The sequence below is a fragment of the Pseudomonas sp. Z1-12 genome (assembly GCF_051132015.1).
Taxonomy (GTDB): domain Bacteria; phylum Pseudomonadota; class Gammaproteobacteria; order Pseudomonadales; family Pseudomonadaceae; genus Aquipseudomonas; species Aquipseudomonas zanjanensis.
This window is the reverse complement of record NZ_CP071647.1, coordinates 3465770-3481490: the sequence shown is the minus strand read 5'-3', so window position 1 is coordinate 3481490 and position 15721 is coordinate 3465770. Positions and strand designations below refer to the sequence as shown.

At 62.7% G+C, this 15721-nt stretch carries 14 protein-coding genes; 5 read left to right on the top strand and 9 right to left on the bottom strand.

The features are described 5' to 3' along the window. Positions 1–290: 290 nt before the first annotated feature. The 3 genes from J3P85_RS14735 to J3P85_RS14725 are packed head-to-tail and all read left to right on the top strand — an operon-like array spanning position 291 to position 3191. Positions 291–2306 carry a ribonucleoside triphosphate reductase gene (locus tag J3P85_RS14735; RefSeq protein ID WP_434702134.1) on the top strand — a complete coding sequence of 672 codons (2016 nt, stop codon included), beginning with the start codon at positions 291–293 and terminating at the stop codon, positions 2304–2306. 31 nt (positions 2307–2337) lie between these two features. After that, entirely contained in the window at positions 2338–2499 is a 162-nt protein-coding gene (nrdD, locus tag J3P85_RS14730; protein WP_030137643.1) for an anaerobic ribonucleoside-triphosphate reductase, read from the top strand. Further along, positions 2496–3191 carry an anaerobic ribonucleoside-triphosphate reductase activating protein gene (locus tag J3P85_RS14725; RefSeq protein WP_434702133.1) on the top strand — a complete coding sequence of 232 codons (696 nt, stop codon included), beginning with the start codon at positions 2496–2498 and terminating at the stop codon, positions 3189–3191. The genes nrdD and J3P85_RS14725 overlap by 4 nt, the downstream gene beginning before the upstream one ends. A 262-nt stretch (positions 3192–3453) precedes the next feature. Here J3P85_RS14725 and J3P85_RS14720 read toward each other — a convergent pair whose 3' ends face one another. The 4 genes from J3P85_RS14720 to J3P85_RS14705 are packed head-to-tail and all read right to left on the bottom strand — an operon-like array spanning position 3454 to position 6563. Then, positions 3454–4821 carry a 4Fe-4S binding protein gene (locus tag J3P85_RS14720; RefSeq protein WP_434702132.1) on the bottom strand — a complete coding sequence of 456 codons (1368 nt, stop codon included), beginning with the start codon at positions 4819–4821 and terminating at the stop codon, positions 3454–3456. Next, on the bottom strand, positions 4809–5663 hold the full coding sequence (locus tag J3P85_RS14715) for an FTR1 family iron permease (RefSeq protein ID WP_434702130.1): 855 nt from the start codon (positions 5661–5663) through the stop codon (positions 4809–4811). Before J3P85_RS14715 ends, J3P85_RS14720 begins: the two co-directional genes overlap by 13 nt. Positions 5664–5685: 22 nt before the next feature. After that, positions 5686–6030 carry a cupredoxin domain-containing protein gene (locus tag J3P85_RS14710; protein ID WP_434702129.1) on the bottom strand — a complete coding sequence of 115 codons (345 nt, stop codon included), beginning with the start codon at positions 6028–6030 and terminating at the stop codon, positions 5686–5688. A gap of 2 nt (positions 6031–6032) precedes the next feature. Further along, positions 6033–6563, bottom strand: coding sequence for an iron transporter (locus J3P85_RS14705; protein WP_434702127.1), 531 nt, complete (start codon positions 6561–6563; stop codon positions 6033–6035). A gap of 204 nt (positions 6564–6767) precedes the next feature. On the opposite strand from J3P85_RS14705, the gene J3P85_RS14700 reads away from it, so the two are divergent. Continuing rightward, positions 6768–6995 (top strand): DUF3079 domain-containing protein, encoded by a 228-nt coding sequence (locus tag J3P85_RS14700; RefSeq protein WP_434702126.1) that lies wholly within the window; start codon positions 6768–6770, stop codon positions 6993–6995. 144 nt (positions 6996–7139) lie between these two features. On the opposite strand, the gene J3P85_RS14695 is transcribed toward J3P85_RS14700, so the two are convergent. The 3 genes from J3P85_RS14695 to J3P85_RS14685 form a co-directional block, all read right to left on the bottom strand. Continuing rightward, a complete protein-coding gene (locus J3P85_RS14695; RefSeq protein ID WP_434702125.1) occupies positions 7140–8879 on the bottom strand; it encodes a dipeptidase in 1740 nt (579 codons plus the stop codon). 337 nt (positions 8880–9216) lie between these two features. Beyond that, positions 9217–11217 carry a peptidase U32 family protein gene (locus J3P85_RS14690; protein WP_434702124.1) on the bottom strand — a complete coding sequence of 667 codons (2001 nt, stop codon included), beginning with the start codon at positions 11215–11217 and terminating at the stop codon, positions 9217–9219. 118 nt (positions 11218–11335) lie between these two features. Beyond that, a complete protein-coding gene (locus J3P85_RS14685) occupies positions 11336–12904 on the bottom strand; it encodes a sensor domain-containing diguanylate cyclase (RefSeq protein ID WP_434702122.1) in 1569 nt (522 codons plus the stop codon). Positions 12905–13031: 127 nt separating this feature from the next. Between J3P85_RS14685 and J3P85_RS14680 the strand changes: the two genes are divergently transcribed. Further along, positions 13032–13490 carry a metallophosphoesterase family protein gene (locus J3P85_RS14680; protein ID WP_434702120.1) on the top strand — a complete coding sequence of 153 codons (459 nt, stop codon included), beginning with the start codon at positions 13032–13034 and terminating at the stop codon, positions 13488–13490. 4 nt (positions 13491–13494) lie between these two features. On the opposite strand, the gene J3P85_RS14675 is transcribed toward J3P85_RS14680, so the two are convergent. Then, positions 13495–14397 (bottom strand): sugar phosphate isomerase/epimerase family protein, encoded by a 903-nt coding sequence (locus J3P85_RS14675; RefSeq protein ID WP_434702119.1) that lies wholly within the window; start codon positions 14395–14397, stop codon positions 13495–13497. Positions 14398–14548: 151 nt separating this feature from the next. Then, positions 14549–15718, bottom strand: a complete 1170-nt coding sequence (locus J3P85_RS14670; RefSeq protein WP_434702118.1) for a Gfo/Idh/MocA family protein — start codon at positions 15716–15718, stop codon at positions 14549–14551. Between the last annotated feature and the right edge of the window lie 3 nt (positions 15719–15721).

Sequence of the window (15721 nt, the reverse complement as noted above, 5' to 3'; positions counted from 1 at the left end):
ATTTTGGGTGAATTCAGATCCTGCAGTCACTCCGAAACCAATGTGGGAGCGAGCTTGCTCGCGATGACGGCGGTCCAGCCAACATTGATGTCAACTGACCCACCGCTATCGCGAGCAAGCTCGCTCCCACAGGAGATTTTTGGTGCCCGTAAAATGACCTTTCAAGGCTGATGGCAGTCGCTCCCGATTCTTGATGCCGATCAATTGCAACCCTGCCTTTTGTCCGTACTCTTCACTGCATATTGTGTTTGTAGATCTCAAAAAACCTATATGTAGTGTCTGGAGCCAAAATGCAGAGCACGTTGATCTCAATAGGCTGTAACCGCTTGCACAAGCGCGATGGCAGTGTGGTCGCCTTTGATGCGGACAAGATCCGCCAGGCGTTGATCGCCGCTGGCAAGGCCACCGGCGAATACGCCGAAGCCGAGGCCGAAGGCTTGCTTGAGGCGGTATTGGCGCGATTGGAAGGGCAGACTCGGTTGAATGTCGAGCAGATCCAGGACCGTGTCGAACGGGTACTGATGGACGCCGGTTTCTTTCTCTCCATGCGCGCCTACATTGTCTACCGCGAGCAGCACGGACGCCTGCGTCGGGATCGTCGTACGCTGGTGGAAGTCGCCACGTCGATGAACGAATACCTGGATCGCGAAGACTGGCGCGTGCAGGCCAACGCCAACCAGGGTTATTCCCTGGGCGGGCTGATCCTCAACGTGTCGGGCAAGGTCACCGCCAACTACTGGCTCGACGAAGTCTACAGCCAGGCCATCGGCGAGGCGCACCGCGAGGCAGACCTGCATATCCACGACTTGGACATGCTCGCCGGCTACTGCGCCGGTTGGTCCTTGCGCACCTTGTTGCACGAAGGTCTCAACGGCGTGCCCGGGCGGGTCGAGGCTGGGCCGCCCAAGCACTTGAGCAGTGCCCTGGGCCAGATGGTGAATTTCCTCGGCACCCTGCAAAACGAATGGGCCGGTGCCCAGGCGTTCAGCTCGTTCGACACCTACCTGGCGCCCTATGTGCGCAAGGATCAGCTCAGCTACGACGAGGTCCGCCAGTCGTTGCAGGAGTTCATCTACAACCTCAACGTACCTTCGCGCTGGGGCACGCAAACCCCGTTCACCAACCTGACATTCGACTGGGTCTGTCCCCAGGACCTGCGTGAGCAGATCCCGATCATCGGCGGCGAAGAAATGCCGTTCGCCTACGGTGACCTGCAAGCGGAAATGGAGTTGATCAACCGCGCCTACATTGAGGTGATGCAGGCCGGCGATGCGAAAGGCCGGGTCTTCACTTTCCCGATCCCGACCTACAACATCACTCACGACTTCCCGTGGGACAGCGAGAACGCCGACCGGTTGTTCGAAATGACCGCCCGCTACGGCTTGCCGTATTTCCAGAACTTCCTCAACTCGGACATGCAACCCAACCAGGTGCGCTCGATGTGCTGCCGCCTGCAACTGGACGTGCGCGAGCTGCTCAAGCGCGGTGGCGGCTTGTTCGGCTCCGCGGAACAGACCGGCTCCCTGGGGGTGGTGACGATCAACTGCGCGCGCCTGGGCTACCTGTACAAAGGCAACACCAGTGGGTTGCTGCAACGCATCGATACCCTGATGGAACTGGCGAAAGAGAGCCTGGAGGTCAAGCGCAAGGTCATCCAGCATCACATGGACGCTGGCTTGTATCCCTACACCAAGCGCTACCTCGGCACCTTGCGCAATCACTTCTCCACCATTGGCGTGAATGGCCTGCACGAAATGCTGCGCAACTTCACCGATGACCAGCAAGGCCTGCACACCGAGCAGGGCCGGGCCTTCGCCCTGAAACTGCTGGATCACGTGCGGGCCACGCTGCTGCGTTTCCAGGAGGAAACCGGCCACCTCTACAACCTCGAGGCCACGCCCGCCGAAGGCACCACGTACCGCTTCGCCAAGGAAGACCTCAAGCGTTACCCGGATATCTTGCAGGCCGGCAGCCCGGTCGCGCCGTACTACACCAACTCATCGCAACTACCGGTGGGCTTCACCGAGGATCCGTTCGAAGCCCTGGAGCTGCAAGACGAACTGCAATGCAAATACACCGGCGGCACCGTGTTGCACCTGTACATGGCCGAGCAGATTTCCTCCACCCAGGCCTGCAAGCAACTGGTGCGCAAGGCCCTGGGACGTTTCCGCCTGCCGTACCTGACCATCACGCCGACCTTTTCCATCTGCCCGGTGCACGGCTACCTGGCCGGTGAACACGAGTTCTGCCCGAAATGCGACGAGGCCTTGCTGCTGCAACAGCAGTCGGCAGGCAGCGTTCACTGATCCGATCCATCGACCGTTAGGAGCTTTATCCATGAGCGCAGTACAAACGATTCCACAGGCACAGCGTCAACGTTGCGAAGTCTGGACCCGGGTGATGGGTTATCACCGCCCGGTGGCAGCCTTCAACCCGGGCAAGCAGTCCGAGCACCGCGAGCGGGTGCACTTCACCGAACGCGCGGCCGGGCGTCCATGAGTCGAGTGCTACGGGTCGGGGGCATGGTGCCCCTGACCACCCTCGATTACCCGGGCCAATTGGCCTGCGTGCTGTTTTGCCAGGGGTGTGCCTGGCGTTGTCGTTATTGCCATAACCCGCAACTGATCCCGCCGCGCGGTAGCGAGGAGGTGGATTGGTGCAAGGTGTTGGCGTTCCTGCAACGCCGGCAGGATCTGCTCGACGCCGTGGTGTTCAGCGGCGGCGAGCCAACTTTGCAGGACGGCCTGGGGCCGGCCATGGAGGAGGTGCGGCAAATGGGTTTTCGCATCGGCCTGCACAGCGCTGGCATCAAGCCGGCGGCCTTCGCCAAGGTGGTTGGGCAAGCCGACTGGGTGGGCTTCGACGTCAAGGCCTTGCCCGAAGACGCGCTGGACGTGACCCGGGTCGAAGGCAGCGGCGCCGCCAACTGGCGCAGTCTCGATCATTTGCTGGACAGCGGCGTGGATTATGAATGTCGCACGACCGTGCACTGGCATTTGTTCGACCCCGAACGGTTGCTGACCCTGGCCCGGCGCCTGAACGAGCGTGGAGTCAGCCGCTTTGCCGTGCAACTGGTGCGCACTGCCCGGATGCTTGATCCCCATCTCTCCAGCGTCTCGGCGCAGGCCTTGCAGCCTGAGTTATGGGCGGCCATGCGCGAACTGTTTCCTTCGTTTGTGTTGCGCAGTTGAGTGGCGGATAGCGGTGGTCAGCTTCCATCCATGTTGAATCTAGCGCCCCCTTCGCGAGCAGGCTCGCTCCCACATTGGTTTCGGGGTGACCGCGATTTATGCATCCACCACAAGTCCCCTTGTGGGAGCGAGCCTGCTCGCGAAGGGGGCGGCGCAGTCACACATTATGCAAGCTGACCCACCGCCATCGCGAGCAAGCTCGCTCCCACAGGGGGAAGGGCTGTGGTGGGGATGGCTTTTGTGATCCCCCGCAATCCCTCGATCACCAACCCCAGAATTGCAACCACCAGCCATACCCCACCCAGCTGCTGGCCAGCACCAGGCAGGCCATGGCGGGCACGCGTCGGATCGGCGATGCCACGCTTGCCTGCAGGCGCTTCCAGCCCAGCCACAGGCTCCAGGCGATCGCGGCCGTTAAAAGCGCGGCCCGGGCCGGCGGTACCCACTCCAGCAACAGGCCCTCATAGCGCAACAACTTGACCGTGGTGGCCGACAAACCGAGGAACAACCCGGCACCGCCAAGGGGCGTCAGGGTGAGGGCCAGGGGCTGGTAGTTTGTTGTGTCGCCTGAGAGCCATGCGGCCAGGCGCATGAGAAACAGCAACGAAGTGCCCATCAGCAGCGCACTCAGGCCCAGGTACGCGACGATGCAAAAGCCATCGAGCCAACTGAAACTGTCATTGAGGTGCGGGTAGTGGGTCAGCAGCCACCAGGGCGCGTTGTCCTGGAGTGCCCAGAGCCAATCGTGATTCACCAGCCATTGGGCCAGGCTTTGCTTGAGGTCGATGAACCAAGGGCTGACGGTCCACTGGAAGGCACCCATGGCCAAGCCGACGACACCGAACAGCAGCAGGCGAGCGTCCCAGGGCGAAAGTGTGTTGGCCGTCACCTGGAGGATTTCCGCGTTGCTGGAGCGGGCAATCAGCCGTACCGCGTCGCGCTGGCCGCTGCAACGGCCACAGGCGTGGCAATCGGCGGCGCCGCGCAGGCGACGGATGTCCAGCAGCGGTGCGCAGTTGGGGGGCGGGCGCCGGGGCGGCGGGTTTTCCAGCCAGCGTTGTTCGTCCACCTGGAAGTGCACCGGCGCCAGGCGGGCGAGCAGGGCAAACACACCGCTGACCGGGCACAGGTAACGGCACCACACCCGCTTGCCCCGGGCGAACAACAGGCCGACGATCACTGCGGCGACGGTCGAGCCCCCGAGGATCAACAGCGCTGCCTGGGCATAGTCGTACACGCTGATCAACTGGCCGTAGACCGTGGTCAGGCAGAACGCCAAAGTCGGCCAGCCAGCCCAGCGCACCCCGCGCGGCACCCCGAGGCCCTTGCCGTACTGGCTGGCCCATTCGCTCAAAGCGCCTTCCGGGCACAACACGCCACACCAGAGGCGACCGAACAGCACGATCGACAGCAACACGAACGGCCACCAGATGCCCCAGAACAGGAACTGCGCCAGCAGCGTCAGGTTGTCCAACAGCCGCGCCTGACCAGTGGGCAATGGCAACATGGCCGGCACCACCAACAGCACCGCGTAGAACAGCACCACCGCCCATTGCACCGTACGAATAGCCGAGCCATGACGGCGCATGCCGTCGCCCAGGCGTTGGAGCCAGGGGTTCAGGTCGGGCATGGCAGGGTTTCCGCCTTACGTGGTCGCAACCAGCCCGCGACCACTCCCCAATAGCCCAGCCACACCAGCAACGTCATCGCACTCGGACTGGCCCGATACCCAGCGAAATCCGCCAGGAACCCACCGAAACCATGGCCGTCGTCGAGGAGCGCGCTGCTGTCCCACAGCGCGTCGCCAATGCCGCGATACACCGCCTCGGGCCAATCCATCGCCAGCAATTGCCCGCCGACCCGCTCGAAAGCGCTGACCAGCAGCGCCGCGCCCAACAGCAGCAGGATCGCTTCGCTGATGGCAAAGAATCGCGGCCATGAGATGAACCGGCGGCTGCTGTGCAGCAGGGAGACGGTCAGCAGCGACAACACCAGCCCGGCCAGTGCGCCCACGGCGAACAAGCCCAATGGCGGCCCGTGCAGGCGCGCACCGGCGCCATACAGGAAAACCACGGTTTCACTGCCTTCGCGGCTGACGGCGAGCAAAGCCAGGACCAACAGGCCCAGGCCACCCTGGCGGCCCAGGCGCTGGTCGGCGTGGCGGGTCAGGTCATGCTTGAGCGTCCGTGCGTTTCGGTGCATCCAGCCGACCATCTGCACGATCAGCAAGCTGGCGACCAAGGCCAACGCCGCCTGGAACCATTCACTGGTGGTACCGCTCATGGCCTCGCCGGCGAGCAGGATCAGGCCGGCCAGCACGCCGGAAAGCAGCAAGCCCAACGCCGCCCCGGCCCATACATAACGTCGCAGTTGGCTGGCCTGTTGCTGCTGGCTGACCCAGGCCTGGAGAATCCCGATCACCAACAATGCCTCGACGCTTTCGCGCCAGACAATAAACATCGATTGAGTCATGCTAACGCCTCCTGCTGGCCGATTACCGGGCGAGAATCCCGCCCTCGGGCAGTTGCGGATTGAATTCGTCGAAAAACGGATAGTGCCCAGGGCGCAGCGGATGAATGACCACGAAGGTCGTCACGCCGGGCGAGAGCACTTTCTCGACGCGCAAGGGCGTGCTTTCGAACTCCGCCGGGCCCTGGCCGATATTTTTCAACACGATCTTGAAGCGTTGCCCGGCCGGTACTTCCAGTTGCGGCGGCGTGAAATGCCCGTCGCGGATGCTCAATTCATAAGTGGGCAGTTCGGCCTGGGCGATGGATGGCAGCAGCAGACCGGCCAGCGTCAGCCAGGCCAGGCAGGACGGCCAGGATCGGCGGCTCATGTTCAGTACCCGCCTTTTTTACCGATACCGGCGTAGACGAATTCGTAGTGCAGTTCGCAGCGTTCGAACCACGGCGCCACGCCGGTTTCCTTGTCGGTGTGACGACCGAGGGAGGCGTGGCCGCCCGGTGGCAGGACGGTGAAGGTCAATTGATATTTGCCAGGGCCGAGCAGCTTGACGTTATCGCCGTAGTGCGGCCCGTCGTTGGCGACCATGGCGTGGAAGTCGCCCTTGAGCGCGGTGTCGTTGCCTTGTTTCTTCAGTTGGAACGACACGTTCAGATAAGGCACGAAACTGCCTTCCTGGAAGCCTTGCTGGTTGTCCGCGGTGGCGCGGATGTCGGCTTCCAGGTGCACGTCGGACTCGGCCGTGGCGCGCATCATCCCGGCGGGGGCCATTTCGATCGGTTGCAGGTACACCGCGCCGACTTCCAGCCCCGGGCACAGTTGCGGTTCGCCGATGGGGTATTCCTTGGCCTGGGCCAATGGTGGCAGCAACAGCAGGGCGAGGGACAACGGAGCAAGGGTACGCATGATGACTTCCTGGTTGGCTGAAGGATGGCGCCGAGTCTAGGAAGCTTCGCTGCGAATAATAATGATTCTTGTCAATTTCCAGCGTGAATTCTTGAGCGGTGAACGTCAGTTCGTTCCCGTGCGGCTGTTCTTGATCAGGATCAAGGGCGGCAGTGGCCCGCCGGGGTAGGGTACGGGTACACCCATTGGTTATACGGGGGCCTCATGGCAAAGCCGTTTCCCATCAGTCCCAAGCATCCCGAGCGCATCTGCTGGGGGTGTGATCGTTACTGTCCGACCAGCGCGCTGGCCTGCGGCAACGGTGCCGATCGCACGATGCACCCGGCCGAGATGATCGGCGAGGACTGGTACCTGCATGGGGATTGGGGGCTGGAGTTGGCCGACGTTACCGCGAAGGTCATCGATCCAAGCGCCACTCACCTGAAGGAATAAAGGTAAACCTGTGGCCAGGGATTGCTCCCGCTGGACTGCGCAGCAGCCCAAAAAAACTTGCGGTCGCTGCGCAACCGAGCGGGAGCAAGCTCCCTCGCCACAATGATCATCCACAGGCCTTGATAACCGTCTCCTCAGGGCCGATCAGAGCTTCGGCAACTGCCCGATCCGCCCCATCATCTCGGTCACGATCTGCAAGTCCAGCAAGAACTGCTCCACCGTCTTGAACTCGTTGTCGTTGTGCCCGGTGTACTTGACGTTGGGCATCGCCAGGCCGAATTGCACGCCGTTGGGCAGGTCATGGACCGAGGTGGCGCCGGCGGAAGTGCCGAACGTGTGTTCCATGCCCAGGTTCTCCGTGGCGACGGCCAGTAGCGCCTTGACCCATTCACCTTCGGGATTTCGGTACATCGGTGCGTCGATAGTGTTGTCGAAGGCCACGGCGACCTGGGACGTCTTGGCCCAGGCGGAGAGCTTATCGTTGATTTCAGTCTTCAGCGTTTCGGTTGGCTTGCCCACCGGCACCCGCAGGTTGACCGCCAGCTTGAAGGTCTGCTCATCCATGCCGACGTAGGTCAGGGACGCGGTCAGCGGCCCCATGAACGCATCGGAAAAGCCAATCCCCAGCTTGTTGCCCAGATAGTCCAGGCCCCAGTTGTCGGCGGCGTAGCGGGCGGCGTCGGTGATGTGGTTGCGCTTGAGGGCGACCTTGCCGTCGAGACCGTTGATGAACACCAGCATCCTGGCGACCGGGTTGACGCCTGACTCGGGCTCGGAGGAGTGGGCGGAAACGCCAGTGAAGGTCAGCTTGACCGCGTTGTCGGCCACTGCGCTTTTTACCTCAAAGTCGCCGCCATTGGCCTTGGCGAAGTCGGTGCCGGCCTTGAGCAGGTTCGCTGCCAGATCTGTGGGCTTGTCGGTCACGAAGGTCGCCACCGAGGTCGACGGGATCTGGTTGGTCGCCATGCCCCCCGTCAACGCGATGATTTCGGCGCCCTTGCCCTGGGCCGCGCGGCGAGGGAAATTGGCCATGACCGTGCCGTAGCCTTTCTCGGCAATCACCACGGGGTAGCCGCCATCCAGCGCCAGGTTGTAGTTGGGCGTCGGGTTGCGTTCGAAATAATAGGGGATGGCGTCGCCGGTGGTTTCTTCGGTGGTGTCGACCAGCAGCTTGAAGTTGCGCGCCAGCGGCAGTTTTTCTTCCTTGATGATTTTCATGGCGTAGAGCGTCACGACGATACCGTTCTTGTCGTCCTCGGTACCGCGGCCATACATGCGGTCGCCCACCAGGGTGACCTTGAACGGATCGAGGCGTGTACCGTCTTTCAACACCCAGTTCTCCGGCGTGACCGGGACCACGTCGGCATGGGCGTGGATGCCGACGACTTCATCGCCGCTGCCGTCGAGTGAAATTTCATAGACGCGGTTGTCGATGTTGCGAAAGTCCAGGTTGAAGGATTCGGCGAGGCGCTTGATCTCGTCGGCGATCTTGAGGAATTCCGGGTTCTCGTGCTGGGCAACGCCGTCCTTGCGATAGGTCGGGATGGCGACCAGTTCCTTCAGCGTCTCGGTGGCGGCTTCGCCGTATTTCACCCGAGCGTAGAGGCCCAGCAAGCGGTGGATTTCGTTCTGTTGTTCAGCGGACAGCGTCTTGTTGTCTTGGAAGGCGCTGATGGCCGGGCCGAGGTTGGCGGTTTTGGCCAGGTCGCTCTTGGCGACCTCTCCCAGGAACTGCCTGAAATCCTTGACCGATGTTCCGGCGAAGGTTTTGACAATGGCTGAGCCCTGTTGGGCGGTGATGTTGGCGAAGGCGGGCGTGGTGACGGTGGCGAGGTTGGACAGCATGAGGGTGGCCACGGCCAGGTGTTTGAGCGAGAAGTCCATTGCTGGGCATTCCTTTGCAGGCGGTTGGGGAGAAAAGTGTCCTGTTTTTTGACACAAACGCTTGCAACCTAACAGGCGAGCGAAGGGCAGGGGAGCCTTGCGGGGGAATCTGTCGCACAGCGAGGCAAAAACGGCGCAGAAATGAAAAATGGCCGATGGCCATCAAGCACCAGGGAACCCATGTGGGAGCGAGCCTGCTCGCGATGACGGCGGCCCATTCAACATCAATGTAACTGACCCACCGCTATCGCGAGCAAGCTCGCTCCCACAGGGAGTCTGTGGTGGATACAGGTTTTGGTGAACACCCACTTCCAAGGGGAAGTGGGTGCAGAGGGGTTTAATGCGGCGCGCGCGGGATCGTCTTGAGCAGGTCTTCCGGGCTGATATGGCCTACCACGGGCTGCGCCGTGCTGCCGGGCAATGGCAGGTCGAGGATGTGGCCCTTGATCTTGCCGACCACGTGCATCTCGCAAGGTTTGCAGTCGAACTTCAGCGTCAGCACTTCATCGCCGTGGATCAGCTGCATCGGCGCGACCTTGGTGCGCACGCCGGTGACGCCCTTGGCCTGCTTGGGGCAGAGGTTGAACGAGAAGCGCAGGCAGTGCTTGGTGATCATCACCGGCACTTCACCGGTTTCCTCGTGGGCCTCGAAGGCCGCGTCGATCAGCTTGACCCCGTGGCGATGGTAGAAGTCCCGGGCCTTCTGGTTATAGACATTGGCCAGGAACGACAGGTGCGACTCCGGGTACACCGGTGGCGGGCTGGTCTCGGCCTTGCGGCCACCGCGTGGGTGGGCCTTGATGCGGGCGGCGGTCAGGGCTTCGATGGCTTCGCGGCGCAACGCCTTGAGCTGCGAGTTGGGGATGAAGAACGCCTGGGGCGCATCCAGCTCGATGGCGGTGGCGTGGTATTCGGTGGTGCCCAGTTGGCCAAGCAGGTCGTGCAGTTGCTCCAGGGCCTGTTCCGGCTTGTTCGCCAGGCCGAACGGCCCATCCAGGGCAACACTGGCGCTGATGCCTTCTTCGCTGGTGGCGGTCAGTTCCAGGCGTTCTTCACGCAGGCGCGCCACCCAGGCCAGGCCGACCCGACGCTCGGAAGAGGTCTTGAGCAATGCTTGCTGCCAATTGTGGTCCAGGTTGCGGCTCAACGGGTGGTTGGGGCGCAACTGGTACATACCGGCTGGCATCTCGTTGGGTTCGACGCGGTAGCGGTAACGCTTCTGGCCGTCCTCTTCGAATTCACCCTTGGGCTCGGCGATGTTGGCGCGGAAACCGACGACTTCGCGCTTGACCAGCACGTTGAGGCCGTCGCCGTTGGACAGTGGATCGAAGGTCACCACTTGCAGGTCGCGCTTGCCGACTTTCTCCACCACGCCCACCGGCACGCCGGTAAAGGTTGGCGAGTCGAAGGCGCCGATGTCGATCTTGCGCTCGCTGACGAAATAGTCGGTGCTGCCACGGTGGAAGGTCTTGTCCGGGTCGGGAACGAAGAAGTGTGCGGTGCGGCCGCTGGAAGCGCGGGCCAGGTCCGGGCGGTCTTCGAGGACATCGTCCAGGCGCTGGCGGTAATAGGCGGTGATGTTCTTCACATAGCCCATGTCCTTGTAGCGCCCTTCGATCTTGAACGAGCGCACACCGGCTTCCACCAGGGCGCGGATGTTGGCGCTCTGGTTGTTGTCTTTCATCGACAGCAGGTGTTTTTCATAGGCGACCACCCGGCCCTGGTCGTCCTTCAAGGTGTAGGGCAGGCGACAGGCCTGGGAGCAGTCGCCACGGTTGGCGCTGCGGCCGTTCTGGGCGTGGGAGATATTGCACTGGCCGGAAAAGGCCACGCACAACGCACCGTGGATGAAGAACTCGATGGCCGCATCGGTCTCGTCGGCGATGGCGCGGATTTCCTGCAGGTTCAGCTCACGGGCCAGGACCAATTGCGAGAAACCGGCCTGGTCGAGGAACTTGGCCCGGGCCAGGGTGCGGATGTCGGTCTGGGTGCTGGCGTGCAGCTCGATGGGCGGGATATCCAGCTCCATCACCCCCAGGTCCTGGACGATCAACGCGTCGACGCCGGCATCGTACAACTGGTGGATCAGCTGGCGGGCCGGCTCCAGCTCGTTGTCGTGCAGGATGGTGTTGATGGTCGTGAACACACGGGCGTGGTAGCGGCGGGCGAATTCCACCAGCCGGGCGATATCGCCCACCTCGTTGCAGGCGTTGTGACGTGCGCCGAAACTCGGGCCACCGATGTACACGGCGTCGGCGCCATGCAGGATGGCCTCGCGGGCGATGGTCACGTCGCGGGCGGGGCTGAGCAATTCCAGATGATGTTTGGGCAAGGACATTTGTTTTTAGTCAGGCTGGTCACGGTCGAAGCGCGCATTGTAGCCGCCAGGCGCCTCGCCGGCACCTGTGGACTTGGGTTTGCACGATTCTGACCGATGCGCGGCGCGCTCGTGGCGTTCACCCCGACGTCGCGCCAGCGCTGCACCAACGGTTTCGCCCGGTGTTTTTCGCCAGGTACAAGAAGGCGTCTGCGGCCTTGATCAGCACCGCCGGGGTTGCATCCTCGTCGCTCGGCTGGCTGGTGGTGATCCCGGCGCTGATGGTCACGATGCCTTGGGGATGATCGCCATGTTCAATGTTCAAGGCCCTGACGGCTTCGAGGATTTGCTGCGCGACCTTGGCCGCCCCGGCGTTGTCGGTGTTGGGCAACAACACGGTGAACTCTTCACCGCCGTAGCGCACCGCGAGGTCGCCCGGCCGCTTGATGGTCTGCCCGATCGCGCCCGCAATCGCCCGCAGGCAATCGTCGCCGGCGGCATGGCCGTACCGGTCGTTGAAACGCTTGAAGTAATCCACATCCAGCATGATCAGGGCCAGGGATGAGCCCTGGCGCCTGGCCAGGCGCAGTTCATCGGCCAGGGCGATGTCCAGCCGCCGGCGGTTGCCCAGCCCGGTCAGGCTGTCGGTCAGAGCCATGTCGCGCATGGCCTGGTGGGCGCTGCGAATCTGCTTTTCCATGGTCATGCGGTAGCGCAACTGGCTCAACACGATGAGGCCGAAGCCCACCAGGATCGCAATGAGGAAAATCAGCACCAGGCCGGTTTTGAGCAGGTCCCGGCGCCAGGGCGCGATGATCGACTCGCGGGACAAGCCGGTTTCCACCACCAGCGGATACGTGGTCAAGGCCCGATAGCCATACAGGCGCTCGGTGTCGTCGACGACGGCCCTGGCTTCGGCAACCCCTTGGTTGGAGGTGGGTAAATGCTCCCTGAAGATCACGCTGTTGACGAGGCTCTTGCCAATCACCGAGGCGACGAAGGGACGTCGGACCAGGATCGTTCCGCTGCGCTTGGCCAGGACCAGCGCGCCTTTGCCATCGATCTTGAAGTCGCCGTAGTAGTCGACGAAATAGCTGACCTTTACGGTCCCCAGCATTACGCCGGCAAACGAGCCATCGGGGTTGTTCAGGCGGCGGGAAATGGGAATGATCAGGTCGTGGGTGGAACGGCTCTGGACCACGTCACCGATGCGCACGCCTCGATCTTCATGGCTGCGGTGGTATTGGAAGTAGTCGCGGTCGGCGTTGTTCGCCATTTCCGGAATGACTTCCTTGTCCGTCACCAGCCATTGGCCGTCCGGGCCGTAGATAAATAGCCCGTGCAATTGCGGCATGATCGCGGCCTGTTGCACCAAGAGCTTGTGGATGCGCGGGACGTCCATGTTCTGCAGGCCATCGCCCTCCACCCGTTCGGCGAGGGCGGCGGTGACCACATCCACTTGTCGAATGGTGTCTTCGGCGTGCTGGGCCGTCGCCCGTGCCAGGTTCGTCACCGAGTCCCGGGCAGACGCAAACGCGGCACGGTAATCGCGCCAGGTTCGCCAGCCTTCGACGGCCAGGAAGGCGATGACCACCACCAGCATGAAACTCACGGTCAGCCGAAATGCAGCTCCGGCCCGCACAGCCTGCTGGGAGAAGGCTTCATCCGGGCTTTCGATCTTGGGCTCTGGCTGCTTGCGTCCGAGCATTCACATATCCTTTCCACGACGGGTCTGCGCCTTTCCAGGCGTAGCCTATCCTATTCGATTTCAGCACGTTAGCTAACTGCGACGAGTCAGGTATAACCGGCGACACACGATTGAGGAGAAAGGTTTCGTGAAAATCGGCGTGATTTCGGACACCCACGGCCTGCTGCGCCCTGAAGCGCTTGCGGCGCTGCAAGGCTGTGAGCGGATTATTCATGCGGGTGATATCGGCAGCCCGGAAATCCTTGAGGCCTTGGCTTCCATTGGCGAGTTGCAGGTGGTGCGTGGGAACAACGATCTGGACGCCGAATGGGCAGGGCACCTTGCCGATTGCCTGCAATTCGACCTGATGGGATGGCAGGTCCTATTGGTCCATGACATCGCGGATGTGCCGGCGCCACTCAACCCGGGCGTGCGGCTGGTGATCACCGGCCATTCCCATAAACCGCTGATCGAGTGGCGTGGCGAGCGGCTCTATCTCAACCCAGGCAGCGCCGGCCGGCGACGGTTCAAGTTGCCGGTGACGCTGGCGCTGCTGGAGGTGAGCGAGCAGGCGATCGAGCCGCGGATCGTGCCATTGCTCCCGTGACGATCTACCTGAAGTATTTGTCCACGTAGGCCTGGATTTCCTTGCGCATGAAACGCCCGGATTCGTCCGCCCGTTCTTCCCAGCCGAACACGCACGCGGTGACGATGCCGTCGAAGCCAGTCTTGGCCAGTTCGCTGAAGAACAGGTCCCAGTCGATCTCGCCCTGGTGCATGTCCATGTGCTGGTGGACGGTGACCTTGGCGCCCGGGGGATTGACGATATAGCGCAGGCCGGACGAGGCCTTGTGGTTGTAGGTGTCGGCGATGTGGACATGGGCGATCATCGACCCGGCCTCGGCGATCATGGCTTGCATGTCGTCGCCGAAGTAGAAGGTGTGCGGCGTGCAGTAGAGGAACTTGACGTTGTCCGAACCAATGGTCTTGAGCATGTCGAGGGCCGGGTGCAGGGTCTCGCACCAATCCTCCGGGTGAGGCTCGACGTTCAGCGTGACGCCTTCGCTTTCCAGGATCGGCACCAGTTCCTCCATCGAACGCCACCACGCCGCTTCGCTCGACTCATGGCTGTGCACGCCACCGCAGCAACTGACTTTATGCCCACGATCAGGCGACGGCCCACGGCCAAACTCCGAGTTCATCGTGGTGCAGCCCATGTCCACGGCGACCTGGATCGCCTCCTTCCAGTAGTTCACCGCTGCCCGGCGTTCGTCTTCATGGGGGCTGGCCCAGCGGTACATCGGCAGCAGCGAGGCCAATTGCAGGTCGTGGTCGCGCAGGGCTTTCTTGAACTCGGCGATGCGCTCCTTATGGGCGCGGGGGCGTACCCACCAGGGCAGGAAGTCCTCCCGTGGCGACAGCTCCAGGTACTCGAAGCCGAGCTCGGCGGTCTTGCGGCACAGGTCCGGCAGGCTCAGGTGGCGATGCATGTAGGGGTCGAGGGCGATTTTCATGGTTGTTCTCCATTGAGGAATACTCATTACCCGTGGCGAGGGAGCTTGCTCCCGCTGGGGCGCGAAGCGGCCCCTTTTTGGGACTGCTGCGCAGTCCAGCGGGAGCAAGCTCCCTCGCCACAGGGGTATTGCGTTGACTGAATTACCGGGATCAATACGCGACCCAGGCGGCATCCTTGTCAGCGGACTCCACGCAGCGCTCGACCCAGCGCACACCATCCACACCTGCATCGATGTCGGGGTAGCGCAGGACGGCCAGCGCTTCGCTGTCGCCACGGTTGGCTGCATCCATGGCCAGGGCGAAGCGGCGATAGAGGTTGGACCAGGCTTCGAACAGCCCTTCGGGATGGCCGCCACCGATGCGGTCGTCCTGCAGCGCGCCGGCGTGCAGGTAGCCCATGCCGCGCTCCAGGATCTGCGCGGGTTGGCCCTGGATCTCGACGCTCAGTTGATTGGGCCGCTCGTCCCACCATTCCAGGCTGGCACGGGCGCCGATCACGCGGATCTTCTGCCCGTGCATCGAACCGGCATTCACCGCGCTGGACCAGACCATGCCCATGGCGCCACCTTCGTATTCCATCAAGGTATAGGCGTTGTCTTCCAGTGGCGCGCGGCTGGCGACGAAGCTTTGCCGGCTGCACATCAAGCGTTTGATCTTCAGATCAGGCAGCATCACCTTGGACAAATACAACGGGTGCGTGCCGACGTCTCCCAATACGTAGCTGGGCCCGGCCTGGCGCGGGTCGACGCGCCACTGGGTCGCCTGGTTCCGGGCCTCCACCGGCGCGCTGTGAAAACCATGGGCGAACTGCATGTGCACCATGCGGATCTCGCCCAGCTCCTGGGCCGCGATCATCGCCCGGGCCTGTTCGATCAACTGGTGCCCGGCGTAGCCGTAGGTCAAGCCAACGATGCGCCCCTTGGCGTGCGCCAGGCTGCGCAGGGCCTCGGCCTGTTCGAGGGTAAAGCACAGCGGCTTTTCACAGACCACATGCAGCCCGGCTTCCAGGGCGGCGCGGGTGATGGCGTAGTGAGTGCCGTTGGGCGTGGCAATCGACACCGCTTCAATCCCATCGGAACGTTGCGCCTCCAGCTCGAACAGACTCAGGTAATCCGGATAGCAGCGCTCGGGGTCGATGCCCAGTTGCTGGCCAAAGACTCGGCCCCGGGTGGGATCGATATCCAACGCCGCGGCGACCAATTCGAAGTTCCGGTCGCGCAGGGCGGCCGAGCGATGGATGTAGCCGATCTGGCTGTGTTCGCCGCCACCGACCATGGCCCAGCGGATGGGGCGCGTGAGGGTTTTGCTGCCGTTGATCATGTC